Origin of the sequence: Anabaenopsis arnoldii (assembly GCF_028331025.1) — a bacterium.
GTDB lineage: Bacteria > Cyanobacteriota > Cyanobacteriia > Cyanobacteriales > Nostocaceae > Anabaenopsis > Anabaenopsis arnoldii.
Window position 1 is genome coordinate 1 of record NZ_JAQMUH010000103.1, and the last position, 15,833, is coordinate 15,833.

The window sequence follows — 15,833 nt, forward strand, 5'->3', positions numbered from 1 at the left end:
GGAATGGGGAACAGGGAACAGGGAACAGGGAACAGGGATTGGGAAGGATTGGGAAGGATTGGGAAGGATTGGGGAACAGGGAACAGGGAACAGGGAACAGGGAACAGGGAACAGACAAAAAACAATCAAATCCAGTCTCCTTTCCCTTATAAAGGGGAGGGTTAGGGAGGGGTCAAATAATATTCGATACACTAATCATGACTTGACAAACATCCTCTTAGGGTTCATATTTTGATCAAAATATAGACTAATAGATAGATTTTTTGGCGTTGAAATTTTCCCATAATTCACACTTTTAGTAGTTAAATAATCTGGGCTAATTCTGAAGAATTAGCCTTTATTAGGGTACATCTATCTGGGTAATTTTGTCTATTAAAAAGGTCTTTAATGATTGGATGATTGACAATATGCAACATTTGTTGTAAATAGTCTAGGCTAATTTTGTAGTTCAAGAGTTTTTGTCTTTTTGCTTTTGATGAGTCAATGAATTCCATAGATAAAATAAAATTTCCTAGGTAATAATTTTCCTGAAATTAATTTATTTGTCTGAAGACTTGAGTAATAAAACTGGAGTTAAGGCTATGGCATTTTTTGGCTATCACGCCTCTCATGAGCAGTTTAAACCGAGCGCTCTTTTAGAATATGTAAAAGTCGCTCATCAAGCTGGATTCAGTGGTGTGTCTTGTTCAGATCACTTTCATCCGTGGAGCGATCGCCAAGGAGAAAGCGGTTATGCTTGGTCTTGGTTAGGTGCAGCAATGCAGGTTACACCCTTAAATTTTGGTGTAGTTTGCGCACCCGGACAGCGCTATCACCCGGCGATTATTGCTCAAGCAGCGGCGACCCTGAGTGAAATGTTTCCCCAACGTTTCTGGTTAGGATTAGGGAGCGGACAAGCATTAAACGAACAGATTACAGGGGACTTTTGGCCGGCGAAAACCGTCCGTAATATGCGTTTGAAAGAGTGCGCGCAGGTGATCCGCGCCCTATGGAGTGGGGAAACCATCACCCACTACGGTTTAGTAAATGTAGAACAGGCCAAACTTTATACTAGACCAGCAACACCACCATTGATTATTGGTGCGGCCATCACCCCAGCAACTGCGGAATGGTTAGGAAGTTGGGTAGATGGACTGATCACTATTTCTCACCCTGAGCAAATGTTACAGCAAGTGGTAGAAGCATTCCGCCGGGGTGGTGGGGAAGGTAAGCCCATGTATCTCAAAGTACAGCTTTCTTACGCACAGGAGGAAAGCACAGCTTTAGAGGGAGCTTTTGAGCAATGGCGGACTAATATTTTCTCAAGTCCTGTATCAGCAGACTTGCGTCATCCCCAGCAATTTGAGGACATGGCGGAGTTTGTCAAACCAGAAGATATGTATAAATACATCCGCATATCAGCAGACCCACAACAACACATTGAATGGTTGCGCAAAGATATTGAACTGGGTTTTAGTGAAATTTATCTCCACAACGTTAACCGTCAACAGCGGAATTTCATCGAAGTATTTGGTAAACAGGTCATCCCAGCCGTTCAAGGTACTAATTAAGGAGTAAATAAATTATGCGAGTAACTGTTGGTCCACCAATTCTGATGATTAATCATGGTAGTACCTTCATGTCCACTGACCTGGGTGGAGAAATCAACCCCCATAGTCATCTGGGAATTTTTGCAGACGACACGAGGTTTTTAAGTAACTATAGCTGTTACATTGATGGTCATCCCTGGATTCGCCTAACTTCGGCCACCACAACATATTATGCAGCGCGGGTTTATCTGATTAATCCTGAATTTACTTGCAGACAGGGAAAAGTTACCCAGGGTGATTTATCCTTAATTATTAGCCGCACGGTAGAAGAAGGAATTCATGAGGATCTGGATATTACTAATAATGCATGCCACCCTGTGACATTTAATCTAGAAATTGCCTTAGCTTCAGACTTTGCCGATATTTTCGAGGTAGAATCACAGGAATATGTGCGTCGGGGACATATTGAAACTAAATGGTGTGAAAAAGAACATCAACTAGAAACCAGATATACAAATGGCTCATTTTCCCGTTGTTTGATATACAAACCTTGTAACTTTACCTCCCGACCTTACTATGCAAACGGTCGCATTACCTTTGAGATATCACTAGAACCGAGTCAGACTTGGCACACTTGCTGTAAATATAATCTGATTGATCATGAGCGGGTGCGTGAAGCGGTTGATTTCTGTTATCAAGAGATGGTAGAATCCAAGAGCATAAATACAGAAATTGAAAGGCTGCACTGTCAATGGCGGGACTCAGTAACTACTATTGTCTGCGGGAATGAGGATGTAGTGCGATTGTATCGCCAGTCAATTGAAGATTTAGGTTCACTACGATTATATGATTACGATTTTGGCCCTGATATTTGGCTACCAGCAGCAGGTGTACCTAAGTTTGTGGCGCTGTTTGGCCGTGACAGCTTGATTATCAGTTTGCAAAATATGATTGTTCATCCGGGTTTTGCTCGGGGTGCGCTGCAAAAATTGGGGGAGTTACAAGCTACTGAGTTAGATGAATGGCGGGATGCTCAACCAGGTAAAATTCTCCATGAAGTCCGCCAAGGTGAATTAGCATATTTTGCTAAAGTCCCCCATACACCCTATTACGGTACTGCTGATGCTACATCTTTATTTCTGATTACTTTACATGAAACCTGGAAGTGGTTGGGAGATAATTCATTATTGCAGAATAACCGGGATATAGTGCTGCGTTGTCTGGAGTGGATTGATAATTATGGGGACTTAGATGGTGATGGGTTTCAAGAGTACCAAATGCAATCACCAGGGGGAATTGAAAATCAAGGTTGGAAAGATTCTGCTCAAGCGGTGGTTTATCCCGATGGAAGCCAGGTAAAGGCACCAAAAGCATTATGTGAGTTACAAGGTTATGTGTTTGATGCTTGGATGCGGATGGCGGAGGTGTTTGATGTCCTGGGTGAAGGAAGTTTTGCTCACGAATTACGCACTAAAGCTAGTCAATTACAGGTACGCTTTGAGGAGCATTTCTGGAGTGAAGATTTAGACTGTTATGTTTTTGCTCTAGACCCAGATAAGCAACCTGTGCGATCGCTCACTTCCAATGCTGGTCACTGTTTATGGAGTGGTATCGCCAGTCCTGAACGTGCGGCCCGTGTGGTGAAGCGGTTGATGCAACCAGATATGTGGAGTGGTTGGGGTATTCGCACTTTAAGTACGAAAAATGCAGCTTATAATCCTTATTCCTATCATTTAGGTTCAATTTGGCCTCATGATAATGGCATCATCGCTATGGGGTTTAAGCGCTATGGTTTTACTAAGGAGGTCGCCCAAATTGCTCACGGTATCTTTGATGCGTCCAAGTATTTTGCTAGCTATCGCCTCCCAGAACTATTTGCTGGTACTCAGCGTCAACCAGGAGCTTTTCCAGTTCCTTACATTGAGGCTAATGTACCTCAAGGCTGGGCTGCTGCATCGGTTTTTCATCTCATCCAAGCTATACTGGGTTTACAAGCTGATGCTCCCCATCAGTTGCTTTATGTTGACCCACATTTGCCACCATGGTTACCAGAAATTGAACTTCAGCAGGTGGAAATTGGTAACTCCCGTGTAGATTTGCAGTTTTGGCGACACGGTGAGGTTACCCATTGGGATGCGGTGGTTAAATCTGGTGAGGTGGAGGTTAAACAGCTCAGTTATTTCAGGCGCAATTTTTAAGTTGACCTGAAAAAACAGGGATACTGACGGTAAATGTTGTCCCCTTGCCTACTTGACTATCTAGGGAAATTGTGCCTTTGTGCAAGTCTACACATTTCTTAACTATGGACAAACCCAAACCTGTACCAGCAATTTTACCGACGTTAGACCCGCGATGAAAAGATGTAAATAACTTAGCTTGATCTGCATCAGGGATACCAATCCCTCTATCACTGATTTTAAATATCAGTTGCTGATTTTCTTGGGTTAAACTCAATTTAACTAAATTGTGCTCAGGACAGTATTTAATCGCATTGGTCAGCAGATTGCTGAGAATGTGTCGTAACAGTTTCTCGTCAAACTCAACCATCAAAGAACCGTCTGACATTTGCTGGTCTACACTACAACAGAAATCTATTTTATGTTTGCTGGTGGTGGTTTGTATTTCTTCTGTGAGACGACGACAAAAAGCGATGATATCCGCTGGTTCTGGTTGAAATTCCATCTTTTGAGCTTCAGCGCGGTTAATCAGCATTAAGTCATCGAGCAGTTGAGTCACCCGCTGAACGGTTTGTTGGATGGTCTGGAGGTGTGCTTGTGTTTTTTCTGTATTTAGGCGATCGCCAAAATCTTGCAAAATCCCTGTAGATGAGGATATAATGGCTAGAGGTGTACGAATTTCATGGGCTGCCATGGTGATCAAATGCGATCGCATTTCGCTAATGGCTTTTTCCTTGGCTAAAGTTTGAATAATATTCTTTTGGGCTTGCTTGAGTGGGGTGATATCCCTGATTACAGATGCTACAGCAGTTGATTGTCTGGTTTTTTCATCTGGGATTAAGAAAAAATAAGCATAGGTATAAATCACTGCTCCTGTTTGTAAGTGGCGCAGCCTGATTTCTCCTTCCCACTCACCTATTTTGAGGACAGTGGGCAAAATCTTGGATTCAAATAAATAGCGGTCATCTGGATGAATATAATCCCAGAAATTTTCTTTTTTTAAAGAATTTTGACCATGAAAACCGATGATGTTCTTACCAGCATGATTGAGAAATACTAGTTGGTAATCCAGATTAATTATACCAATAAATTCAGAACTGTTTTTAACTATCATAGCCAGTTGTCCCTGTTCTGATTCAAGGTGGCGCTGATTTTTCTGGGAATTTAGATGTTCCCATAAAGCTAGTGTTAAAAGGAATACTAAAGCTAAGAAGACAAAGTAAAACAACTCTTGAATCAATTGATATCCAGGTAAAAGGTCAAAGGCTTTTCTACCACTGAAACCTAATAACACATAGAGCCGTTGTAAAATACCTAACTGAGGATAAATAAATCTTTCCGGGGTTTTTCCTACATCTGAAATGGTTAACTTTAGGCTAGTTTTTGGGGTAATATATGTAATATTACTGTGTACGCATTCTGTTATTTTATTGCGTAATAGTACTGATTTAGTAGAGTTAAGAGATGGCGATAGGGCTAGGGCTGGCTTGTCAGTTTGCACCCATGTTATCAGTAAAACCAAAACCCATAATAGAGGGTGAAAATACCTTGAGTATTTTAACATATTATACATTTGCACCTATGAAAATAAAATCTTGTTTTGATCTTCAACAAGCAATACTATTCATTTTCTAGTAGCCCTGAATTAATTCTGTTGTCGGGAGAGCAACTATTGCATAAGTTGCTGGTTTTGCTTTACTCCAGTTTGACTTAACCGTACAGCAACAAGTAGTTTTACTGTTGAAAATAGCTTGGTTATCTAGTCCACACCACTGAGACTCAAACCCTTGTCCTGAGCAATGATAAATATTCTAGCATTTTGTGACCGAATAAATTCGGTTGTTAACTGATATCCCCCCCGGAGAAACACGGGGGCTTTACGGCTCAGGTCTCCTCAGGTGTAACACTGAACATAATAATCAGGAATTACTGGGATTGCCAAACCAGACTATTTTAGTAATTATTTTGATATTGTTGTCGGAAAAATGAAATTTATTACAGAAGCTAATGTTAGTATAATTTTTGAACTCTGTCGGGAGTTATTAATCAAAGCAATACAATCCTGGAAGATGATTAAGAAGTATGTCAACAAAATTTTTTGGTGTTTCGGATATTCACAAAGCGATAGTACCTTGTCCCTTGATCCTGAGTGCTGAAACATCGGTAATTGCAGCCGTTAAGTTAATGTTTCAGGTTTGTGACACCTATAATCTCACCTCATCATTGGTGAATGATAGAGAAAACCCCACTTGTGTGCTGGTAGTGGAAAATCAAAAATTAGTTGGGATATTCACGCACAAGGATCTGATTAGATGTATAGCCATGGGGGTGAATCTGGAGCAAGCAACCCTAACTGAGGTGATGAATCAGCATCCGGTGACTCTAGAAAAATCACAATTTACAAATATTTTTATAGCTCTGAATTTGTTACATCAATACAAAACTGACAATCTAGCTATTGTTGATGAACAGAATGAGGTTGTGGGTTTAGTAACAGTGAGTTCCTGTGAATCTGTCTATGAAAATTCCCAATCTTTTATAGAGTCCATAGATTCAGAAGAATTACCCTTAGTGGTTCCAGCTATCAAGAAAACCTTAGAGCGAGAAAGAGAACTGAGTGAATTGAAGTCGCGTTTTATAGCTATGAGTTCCCATGAGTTTCGCACCCCTTTATCTGTAATTGCTTCTTCTGCTGGGATTTTAAAAGATTTTGGTGATCAACTCGACGAGGAGAGAAAGAAAAAACATTTAGATTTTATTCTAAATTATGTGAAATATACAACAGAAATATTAGATAATATTTTATTAATTAATCAAGGGGAAAATAGCCAGTTAGAATTTAAACCTGCTCCTTTAGATTTAATTAGTTTTTGTCAGGAATTAGGGGAAGAGATGCAATTAAGTGCGCCACATCATAATATTGTCTTTGCTACTACTGCTGAATCTGGCGTAATTGGGAATTTAGATAAAAAACTACTCAGGCGAATTTTAATCAATTTGCTGGCTAATGCCATCAAATATTCACCTGATAGAACTACAGTAGAGTTTAACCTCAAGATTAGCAAGTCAAATGTAAGTTTTACTGTTCAAGACCAAGGTATTGGTATTCCTGAAGCAGACCAAGTTAAATTGTTTGAATCTTTTCACCGCGGCACCAATGTAGGTAATCTTCACGGGATGGGTTTAGGGTTATCCATCGTGAGCAAATGTATTGAACTACACACAGGTTCAATTGCTGTGAAGAGTGAGGTGGGGATGGGGACTACTTTTATTGTCACCATTCCCTTGAGGTAAGACCGAGGGTAATTATGGCTGTGCACCAAACTATCCCACCTGGGATAGTTGAGTATGTTGGTTTTGATGAACGCAGAGGGTCGCGGAGGCTGAGTATTACATATCCGATTTATACCAAGCTTGTCGCCACTGTTTCATTTGATTGATTTCTGTTGCTTGGGCTTTGATAATTTCTTGGGACAATTCCCGCATTTCTGGGCGCTGAGACTTCTGTAAAGCATCTTGGGCCATGACTACAGCACCTTCGTGGTGGGGAATCATCCCATTGATAAAACGCAAATCAAATTTATCATCAGCAACACCCAAGTCCATGGTCATCATCATGGCTTGCTTTTGTGCTGCTGTCATCTGCATCATGTGACCCATTTGAGCATGATAAGCCATGGGTTGATCACCGGCCTGAGGATACCAAGCTGTGCGCCACTGCTGCATTTGAGCAATTTCTTGCTTTTGGGCGGTAATGATTTCCTCTGCTAGCTGTTTGATTTCAGGACGTTGTGATTTTTCCTGTGCTTCCTGAGCCATATCTATAGCTCCTTGATGGTGTAAAATCATGCCATCAATGAAGCGTAAATCATAATTAGCATCCCCTGGACCTAAATCCATAGCATGATCTATCTGACTGTGGTGATTACTGGTTTCACTTGCGGTGGTATTGGGGTTGGGGTTTTCGGATGTGGTTGTGGAACAAGCTGTCAAAACTCCCGCAGTAAAGGATGTAAACACTACAAAGCTCCAAGCTAAAAATTTATTTCTCAAAGATAAGATTTGCATGGTTGATTCTTCACAAGGCATGATCTCGATTATATTTTGATCTGTCTAATTAACCAGGCTCTGGGTCCTGAGTAAAATAGGAGGTGATTGGGTATTCATTCCCCAGTCCTCAAGCATATAAATGAAAGGACTTCTCCAGCGAGCAGTTTTTTGCTTAGTTTTATTCGTTACTGGATGTATCCCTACTAGAGATGTCAGGAATGCTCAAGCACCAATCGCGGGGAATACATTAGTACAATCAACGGTTAATAGTGATGTAAATTACATCTCTCGGGTTGTCCAAGAGGTAGGTCCTGCAGTGGTGCGCATTGACTCTACCCGCACTGTGGAAATATCCCCAGACCCCATCTTAGAAAGGTTTTTCCGGGGGGAATTACCCACTAGGGAAGAAGTACAACAGGGTCTCGGCTCAGGATTTATTACTACTGCGGATGGGCTAATTTTTACTAATGCCCATGTGGTAGCAAATGCCGATAATGTCACAGTTATATTGAAGGATGGCCGCCGTTTTCAAGGGGAGGTGGTGGGGGCTGATTCAGTAACTGATGTTGCTGTTGTCAAAATTGCAGCCACGAATTTACCGACGGTGAAGCTGGGTAATTCGGATAATTTAATACCAGGAGAATGGGCGATCGCCATTGGTAATCCTTTAGGGTTAGATAATACAGTCACCCAAGGAATTATCAGCGCTACACAGCGTTCTGTAGCAGCTCTGGGTGTACCTGCAGAACGAGTGGACTTTATCCAAACTGACGCGGCCATTAATCCGGGTAACTCTGGTGGTCCCCTGCTGAATGCTCAAGGAGAAGTAATTGGGATGAACACCGCTATCATCCAGGGAGCCCAAGGGTTAGGTTTCGCCATTCCCATCAACACTGCTCAACGCATTGCAGAACAATTAATCGCCACGGGAAAAGTATCTCACCCCTACATCGGTATTCAAATGGCCCAGTTAAACCCTGAGTTGCGTGGGAAAATCAATCAAAGTGATGCGGGGATTAGAATTACTCAGGATAGCGGTGTAATTATTCTGGGAGTCGTTGGTAACTCCCCTGCTTTTCGCGCTGGTTTGCGTCCCGGTGACATTATTGAAAGTATCAATAATATAGGTATTCAAGATATCAAGCAAGTACAACAACAAGTAGAAACCACCAACATCGGTAATACCATGGTGATCACCATCAACCGCGATGGGAGTAGACAGAACATCACACTCAAACCAGAAGCTTTACCCACACAATAGCAACAGTCAAAAGATAGATTTTACCTCTCTATCATTTGTCAGAAGCAAAATAAATTACCTTGGTCTATAGTTGCGGTGGTGAAAATAGGACTTTCTTAATTAAAAATTATTATTATGGAAGGTTTTCGTCTTGGTTCTATTTTCGGATTTGAAATCCGAGTTGATTTGTCCTGGTTGATAATTTTCTTTCTCGTCCTGTGGACTTTAAGCGCTGGGATATTCCCCACCAACTATCCCGGATTTGATAGTAGTACCTATTTTGGTATGGGTATAGTAGCAACCCTGCTGTTTTTCGCGTCCCTGCTAGCACATGAGCTTTCTCACTCCTTCGTGGCCAGAGCCAAGGGAATTCCCGTAGAAGGTATCACCCTATTTATTTTTGGTGGAGTTTCCCGGACTCGTATGGATGCAGAAACGCCAGGGGATGAGTTCCAAATAGCTGGGGTCGGTCCGGTTGTCAGTCTGCTGCTAGCTGCTGTTTTTGGTTTGATTTGGTATGTGGGAAGAAATACCGGGGTGAGTGTGGTTTTTACCGGTGTTTTTGCTTACCTGGCGGTAATTAATCTGGCTCTAGCTATCTTCAATATGTTACCGGGCTTTCCCTTAGATGGCGGTCGCGTTTTTCGTTCTCTTCTTTGGAAGTATACGGGTAATCTCAAAAAAGCCACAAAAATCGCCTCTAACGGGGGAAAATGGCTGAGTTATCTGTTAATTGTCTTCGGTGTTTTAGAGATGTTTGCTGGGGCGATTTTGGGGGGACTGTGGCTAATTCTCATCGGTTGGTTCTTGTACAACGCCGCCGAAACTAGCTATGAGGAACTTTTGCTGCGCACCAGTTTACAAGGGGTAAGGGCCCAGGAAATTATGACTCCTCACCCAGAAACTGTTAGTCCTGACATGAAACTTCAAGAGTTAGTAGATAGATATTTTCTCAGTCGTCGCTATCATTCTTTTCCAGTTACACAAGGCGGACATCCTGTAGGTATTATTACTTTAAATCAGGTGAAGGATATCCCCAGGGAAGAATGGCAATATTGTACTGTCAAAGATACAATGATACCCACGGAAAACGGTGTTACTGCTTGTCCAGAAGAACAGATGTCTCAAGTATTGCAAAAAATGCAAGATTCAGGGGTTCGCCGTGTACTGGTGATTCACAATGACTTACTTAAAGGTATCATTACAGCCAATGATTTAGCTTACTGGTTACAGCGACAACGAGATTTAGGTGAGCTTACCTAAGGATTGACTAAAAATTAAAATTAAGCATTTAATATGCATAAAATTATTTAAAGAGGCTATTTGGTGAGAATTTGCCATTTTTGGGTGAATATTCCGAGCAATCTTTTGCTTCTTCACTCATGACAATAGAAGGTTTTACAGCACATTTGAGATAATGGTTATTTGAATAAAACCGACAGTTTTTACACGGAACCTTATGTATACCATTGAGGGTAAAAACCATCTTATTGTCTAAAACAGTGCGGATTTTTTGTAATATGAGGAAAAACATCACCCAACTGAATAGCAAAGCTATGGGAGATAAACTTAAAGCTACATCTGGGATATTTATACCATCTGGTTGCATTTGCTCTTGTTTAACTTCACTTTGAGTTACTTGAGAAATATTTCTATTTTCTCCCATTTTCTGCGGGGTAATTACTTCAACAGACATATTTTTTATCCTCAGCTATCTACAATATGTTATTTTTGATACACTATGAATCTTGAATCTCAGCATAACCCTAGGTTTTCATCGGCGGTTAATGATTGATTTATGATAATTTTGCCAAAACTCTAATTAACAAGTCAGGGTAAATTTACCGCTGGTTCAGTTTGACAATTCCCAGAAAATTTTTGCAGATGGATGGGAAATAAACAGTCTAGAAGCTACAGAGTATGATTGATGCGGTAATATTCATTTTTTATAGTCTAGATAAAATCTGTTCTTGAAAATGCGCTGATATTATTAACTTACATTAAGATGCAAAATCCTCACTTTAGTTTATGGTTTAATTATATATTTAGCAGAATCAAATTTACCCTATATCTGCCGATAGTTTTGTTTATAATTTTTAGTTATATATCCAAAGTAATAGATTAATACATCGGTTTAATAAAGGTGAATTTTATGATAGAATTTAACAAAAGACTACTGTTAATCAAACTAGATTAATGAGAAGATAGGAAGATAAAAATATGATTGATGTTAACCATTAATTAAATATAGTGAGGAATCATAAATGTTAGACCTTATTCTAACTTGGTTAGTAACTACAATTAGCTTTTTAATCATTGCTCGACTACCTATCGGTATTGAAATCGATAGTTTGGGTAAAGCAGCAATTTCTGCAGCAGTTTTCGGCATATTGAATGCAATTTTACTACCGATTCTAGCATTTTTTACGTTCCCTGTTATTCTTCTGAGTTTTGGGTTGTTTTTCTTCATCTTGAATGCAATTATTTTTGCTCTGGCTGCTGCTTTGGTTCCAGGATTTACTCTGAGATGGGGTTTTTGGAGTGCATTAGTCGGCTCGATCGCCTTGGCGATTATTAATTCTATCCTCCTAGCTATTGTCAGAACCTGGAGTTAAAAAAAGTCCACTTTTTCAGAATACAAAAAATCATGGTGGTGTGAATGTTTATGTCTAAATTTTTTGTCAAAAAAATTGTCTTGCTAGTGACAGCGATGCTGATGGGGATAGTGCTACTTTCTTATCAAGCATTACCCATAGCTGCATCACAATCTTCTGGACAAACCGCTATTGCTGCTATATTTCCCCCCGTAGCTTCTCCTGATGGAGAACTCAGCGCAGAACCTGCAAAGTTACCACCATTACCCTATGATTATGCAGCACTGGGAAAAGCTATTGATGCGGAAACTATGAAACTACATCATGACGGACATCATGCTAGTTATGTGAATAATCTCAATGATGCTCTCAAGGAACAGCCAGATTTACAGAAAAAGAGCGTTGAGGCTTTGCTGCGGGATTTAAATAGTGTTCCTGAAAATATCCGCACCAAGGTTCGCAATAATGGTGGTGGACATCTGAATCACACAATTTTTTGGCAAATTATGACCCCTGAAGGTGGTGGAGAACCTACAGGGGAAATTGCGGCAGAAATTAACCAAACTTTTGGCAGTTTTGATCAGTTTAAACAACAGTTTAACCAAGCTGGAAGCGATCGCTTTGGTAGTGGTTGGGTCTGGTTGGTGCGTAACTCAACGGGTGAATTGCAAATCGTCACTACACCTAATCAAGATAACCCGATTATGAATGGTGCATACCCAATTATGGGTAATGATGTCTGGGAACACGCCTATTATTTGAGGTATCGCAACCGCCGCGGTGAGTATTTAAATAATTGGTGGGGTGTGGTCAATTGGTCGGAAGTTAACAGGCGATCGCAGGTTTCATTACAGTTTTAAACGCAAAGGGTCGCAAAGTTTTTTGGGGACAGCCAAGCAGCACAGCAATTACTCAAAGAAGCTCAAGCTGATGTCAAAACCCGTTGGGAAACCTATCGATATTTGGCTGCTAGAGATTATACCCAGAAATGAATACAAGATTATTCGCGTTTCTCTGTGGTTAATTACCCCTGAGAACATTAACAACAGGAGTAATGAGTATGGACTTAACAACAACATATATGGGGATAAAATTGAAGTCTCCTCTTGTTCCCTCCGCATCGCCCCTGTCGGAAGACATTGATAATATCCAGCGTATGGAAACAGCAGGTGCTGCTGCGGTAGTAATGCATTCATTATTTGAAGAACAATTGCGCCTAGAAAGTCATGAACTCCACCATCATCTCACCCAAGGTACAGAAAGTTTTTCGGAAGCTCTCACCTACTTACCTGATTCCATTAACTTCCGGGTAGGACCAGAAACTTATTTAGAGCATATCCGCAAAGCTAAAGAAAGGGTGAGTATCCCCATTATTGCTAGTCTCAATGGCTCATCCCTGGGTGGATGGACAAACTACGCCAAGCAAATTCAGCAAGCGGGAGCGGACGCGCTAGAGTTAAATATTTACTATGTTCCTACTGATATGGAACTCACTAGTAATGAAATTGAACAGACCTATATTAATATTCTCGATGCGGTCAAAGCAGTAGTTACTATCCCCGTAGCAGTGAAACTCAGCCCTTATTTTACTAGTATGGCAAATATGGCTCAACGTTTGGATGCTGCTGGGGCTGATGCATTAGTCTTATTCAACCGCTTTTACCAGGCGGATATTAATCTCAATCTCTTGGATGTTGAAACTAATGTATTGTTAAGTACACCCCAATCCCTGCGGTTACCCCTGCGGTGGATTGCTATCCTCCATGGTCGCATTCATGCTGATTTGGCAGCCACTAGCGGTATTCACAGTGGACAGGATGTATTAAAAATGGTGATGACTGGGGCGAAAATTACTATGCTTTGCTCAGTTTTACTTAAGCATGGAATTGACCAGATTCGTGTGATCGAGCGGGAAATGCGCGAATGGATGGAAAAACACGAGTACGAGTCAGTACAACAAATGCAGGGGAGTATGAGTCAACAAAATTGCCCCAATCCTAGCGCCTTTGAACGTGTCCAGTATATGCGATCGCTTGCTAGTTATAAACCTGAATGGAAAGCCAACCACGATACATCATATTACTTTGGTTGAAAACCATGATCGTAACCCCACCCCCTAACCCCCTCCCCTCTGGAAGGGAGGAGGAATAAGCACCCCACCCCACGGGTGGGGGATGATGAGTGTATTAACTATGGTTTTATCCCACCCTAACCCTCTCTTTGTAAGGGGAGGAACTGGATTTGATTGTTTCGGTTCCCCATTCCCTAAGATAGATAAAAATTACCTCTTCTTAGCCCCCTCCCATCTTGAGGGGAGGGGGTTGGGGGTGGGGTTCTAAACCATAGGGAAACTAGGAATAGTCTGATCAATTAACTGCATTAACTTAATGGTTTCTTGCAGCGCCACCACCACACGCTGATAATGTAGAATATCTTCATGATTTAGGGTGCGTCCTTTGCGGTCTTTCAGCCATTTTTGACAAACTTGATAACCACCAATATAAAAGTTCCATACTTGCTCTGGTACCCCTGTGAATTTATCCCCCTTTTTATTAATCACTACCGCACCTTGAATATATTTAGGATATCCTGAATCTACTATTTGACTTCCGCCATTTTCTGTAAATTGGGTGATGAGGTTATTTAATTGGGGTGATTTCATCAGGTGTAGTGCTGCTAATTCTTGTCCATATTCTGCAAGTTGACAAAATAGCTCATTGTTGCTGGTGAGGGGAACGCGGGGGAAGTCGATTTTGAGAAATTCGGCGTAGCGGGTGCGGTAGGTGGGACTGTGGAAGATGGCGTATATGTAATAAAATATGGTTTCGGGTTTGAATGAACAACAAAGATTTTCGCTAATTTTTGAAACAAATTCTGATTTTAAATTAGACCGCTTTGAATCTTGATCTTGAAAAAAAATTGATGAGTTAGCCTGAATATCTACATATAAAGGAAAATAATAATTAATTTCTCTGGTTCGCAATGAAACAGCATTTTTGTCGCCCATGCAGTTTGTTATAAAAACATGAGCAAAACCATCTTGAGATTGTTGTCTAAACAAAATCATTGCCAAATTTCCATGAATAGAAAGATGACTCATTATTTTTTCACTATTAGTTTTTAGATAATCTTTTTTATAATATATAAATCTATTATCAAATACGCGATATAAGTATTTAGAAAAATAACTCTCTTGAAAATCTTTTCTAAACTCATCCCTAATATCTAATATTTTCTGAGATGTACCACCTTTAATAGACCATTTATCAATGATGGCTTCTCTTTCACACATAGGATTAAGAAAATCTTGAATCTTATTTTCAAGCTCTAATTTATCAAAGCCAATCATCAATTTATCAAACCCTGTCTCTGTTCCACTTGAAAACTCTGAGAATATAGAATCAATAGAAGCGTAAGATTCGTACTCATTTTTTATTTCTTGATTTTGATTAGTGAAAAAATAAAAAGGGGAACTTGGATTGATCTGGTAATTATCAGAAGAAGATATAGTTTCTCGATTTAAAATACAATATTTTTCATTTCTAGAACCTATTAAATCAATTCTAGAAAAAGATTTTTTATGACTTTTATCTTTTAAGAAAAAACCAATTGCAACACCTTGAGAAATATCAAATACGTTCTGATCATTTGGAGATTGCTTTCGTTTTATATCTCCATGTAAGTTAGTGATATTTATTGTATCAAAATGTATAATCAAATTATTCCTTAATCCTCTGAGAGTAAGACTATCAATATATCCATTGTTTGTTATTAAGCAGAGAATTTTATTCTTTTCTTTTGCAAGAATCTTCTGAGATACACCGAAAAATTTTACATAATCGTCATTGATATTTTTTTCAAACTGCAAAGCACTTTTTTCGACTATTTTAACCCCATCAACATAGCGAAATGCTTCAACTAGTTTTATAGCAGCATCGGTTAAGTTAGAAGAAATCCCTGAATATGGTGGATTTCCAATAATTATTGAAATCTGTTGTTCTACTTTTATCTTTGCAGCCTGATTGGATTCTTCTGCGATGTATTCTTCAAACAATGTTTCTGATTTTTTTATGGCATCATCTAACGTATTTGTAAGATAAATCCCCAACCGCACCCCACCATCAAACTTATATCCCGTCTCTTCCAAAAACAAACCCAATTTAAGATGACAAATTGCATAGGGAGCCATTAACAACTCAAAACCGAATATCCTCGGTAATAACCTCTCCTTAACATACCCAGA

The 15,833-nt window shown here is 40.1% G+C and carries 13 protein-coding genes; 9 read left to right on the forward strand and 4 right to left on the reverse strand.

The annotated features are described in order from the left end of the window. The 3 genes from PN457_RS09385 to PN457_RS09395 all read left to right on the forward strand — a co-directional run. The coding region (locus tag PN457_RS09385; RefSeq protein WP_271732883.1) for a hypothetical protein at nucleotides 1–235 on the forward strand (235 nt) is incomplete at its 5' end. 346 nt (nucleotides 236–581) lie between these two features. Next, nucleotides 582–1,550: a TIGR03885 family FMN-dependent LLM class oxidoreductase gene (locus PN457_RS09390; RefSeq protein WP_271732902.1), complete on the forward strand. Its 969-nt coding sequence runs from the start codon at nucleotides 582–584 to the stop codon at nucleotides 1,548–1,550. Nucleotides 1,551–1,564: 14 nt separating this feature from the next. Further along, nucleotides 1,565–3,727 carry an amylo-alpha-1,6-glucosidase gene (locus tag PN457_RS09395; protein WP_271732885.1) on the forward strand — a complete coding sequence of 721 codons (2,163 nt, stop codon included), beginning with the start codon at nucleotides 1,565–1,567 and terminating at the stop codon, nucleotides 3,725–3,727. On the opposite strand, the gene PN457_RS09400 is transcribed toward PN457_RS09395, so the two are convergent. Then, nucleotides 3,711–5,207 (reverse strand): PAS domain-containing sensor histidine kinase, encoded by a 1,497-nt coding sequence (locus PN457_RS09400; RefSeq protein ID WP_271732887.1) that lies wholly within the window; start codon nucleotides 5,205–5,207, stop codon nucleotides 3,711–3,713. The genes PN457_RS09395 and PN457_RS09400 overlap by 17 nt on opposite strands. Before the next feature lie 581 nt (nucleotides 5,208–5,788). Between PN457_RS09400 and PN457_RS09405 the strand changes: the two genes are divergently transcribed. Beyond that, nucleotides 5,789–7,000 carry an ATP-binding protein gene (locus PN457_RS09405; protein WP_271732889.1) on the forward strand — a complete coding sequence of 404 codons (1,212 nt, stop codon included), beginning with the start codon at nucleotides 5,789–5,791 and terminating at the stop codon, nucleotides 6,998–7,000. Nucleotides 7,001–7,096: 96 nt separating this feature from the next. Here the strand turns inward: PN457_RS09405 and PN457_RS09410 are convergent, their stop codons facing one another. After that, on the reverse strand, nucleotides 7,097–7,774 hold the full coding sequence (locus PN457_RS09410) for a DUF305 domain-containing protein (protein WP_271732891.1): 678 nt from the start codon (nucleotides 7,772–7,774) through the stop codon (nucleotides 7,097–7,099). 121 nt (nucleotides 7,775–7,895) lie between these two features. On the opposite strand from PN457_RS09410, the gene PN457_RS09415 reads away from it, so the two are divergent. Together PN457_RS09415 and PN457_RS09420 are read left to right on the forward strand one after the other, a co-directional pair. Then, the gene (locus PN457_RS09415) at nucleotides 7,896–9,017 is read left to right on the forward strand and encodes an HhoA/HhoB/HtrA family serine endopeptidase (protein WP_271732892.1); all 1,122 of its coding nucleotides are present in this window, start codon (nucleotides 7,896–7,898) and stop codon (nucleotides 9,015–9,017) included. A gap of 114 nt (nucleotides 9,018–9,131) precedes the next feature. Next, a complete protein-coding gene (locus PN457_RS09420) occupies nucleotides 9,132–10,259 on the forward strand; it encodes a site-2 protease family protein (RefSeq protein ID WP_271732894.1) in 1,128 nt (375 codons plus the stop codon). Nucleotides 10,260–10,302: 43 nt separating this feature from the next. Here PN457_RS09420 and PN457_RS09425 read toward each other — a convergent pair whose 3' ends face one another. After that, nucleotides 10,303–10,692, reverse strand: coding sequence for a hypothetical protein (locus tag PN457_RS09425; protein ID WP_271732896.1), 390 nt, complete (start codon nucleotides 10,690–10,692; stop codon nucleotides 10,303–10,305). A 568-nt stretch (nucleotides 10,693–11,260) separates the two neighbouring features. Between PN457_RS09425 and PN457_RS09430 the strand changes: the two genes are divergently transcribed. The 3 genes from PN457_RS09430 (at nucleotide 11,261) to PN457_RS09440 (ending at nucleotide 13,682) form a co-directional block, all read left to right on the forward strand. Continuing rightward, entirely contained in the window at nucleotides 11,261–11,611 is a 351-nt protein-coding gene (locus PN457_RS09430; RefSeq protein ID WP_271732898.1) for a phage holin family protein, read from the forward strand. 50 nt (nucleotides 11,612–11,661) lie between these two features. Further along, the gene (locus tag PN457_RS09435) at nucleotides 11,662–12,450 is read left to right on the forward strand and encodes a superoxide dismutase (RefSeq protein WP_271732900.1); all 789 of its coding nucleotides are present in this window, start codon (nucleotides 11,662–11,664) and stop codon (nucleotides 12,448–12,450) included. 200 nt (nucleotides 12,451–12,650) lie between these two features. After that, complete coding sequence (locus tag PN457_RS09440) at nucleotides 12,651–13,682, forward strand: dihydroorotate dehydrogenase-like protein (RefSeq protein WP_271732901.1); 1,032 nt, start codon at nucleotides 12,651–12,653, stop codon at nucleotides 13,680–13,682. 243 nt (nucleotides 13,683–13,925) lie between these two features. Here the strand turns inward: PN457_RS09440 and PN457_RS09445 are convergent. After that, a partial coding sequence (locus tag PN457_RS09445) for a type ISP restriction/modification enzyme (protein ID WP_334310755.1) occupies nucleotides 13,926–15,833 on the reverse strand: 1,908 nt, incomplete at its 5' end.

Coding starts and splice junctions, on each gene's coding strand:
- PN457_RS09390 (WP_271732902.1), top strand. CDS start 582: ATGGCATTTTTTGGCTATCACGCCTCTCATGAGCAGTTTAAACCGAGC.
- PN457_RS09395 (WP_271732885.1), top strand. CDS start 1,565: ATGCGAGTAACTGTTGGTCCACCAATTCTGATGATTAATCATGGTAGT.
- PN457_RS09405 (WP_271732889.1), top strand. CDS start 5,789: ATGTCAACAAAATTTTTTGGTGTTTCGGATATTCACAAAGCGATAGTA.
- PN457_RS09410 (WP_271732891.1), bottom strand. CDS start 7,774: ATGCAAATCTTATCTTTGAGAAATAAATTTTTAGCTTGGAGCTTTGTA.
- PN457_RS09415 (WP_271732892.1), top strand. CDS start 7,896: ATGAAAGGACTTCTCCAGCGAGCAGTTTTTTGCTTAGTTTTATTCGTT.
- PN457_RS09420 (WP_271732894.1), top strand. CDS start 9,132: ATGGAAGGTTTTCGTCTTGGTTCTATTTTCGGATTTGAAATCCGAGTT.
- PN457_RS09425 (WP_271732896.1), bottom strand. CDS start 10,692: ATGTCTGTTGAAGTAATTACCCCGCAGAAAATGGGAGAAAATAGAAAT.
- PN457_RS09430 (WP_271732898.1), top strand. CDS start 11,261: ATGTTAGACCTTATTCTAACTTGGTTAGTAACTACAATTAGCTTTTTA.
- PN457_RS09435 (WP_271732900.1), top strand. CDS start 11,662: ATGTCTAAATTTTTTGTCAAAAAAATTGTCTTGCTAGTGACAGCGATG.
- PN457_RS09440 (WP_271732901.1), top strand. CDS start 12,651: ATGGACTTAACAACAACATATATGGGGATAAAATTGAAGTCTCCTCTT.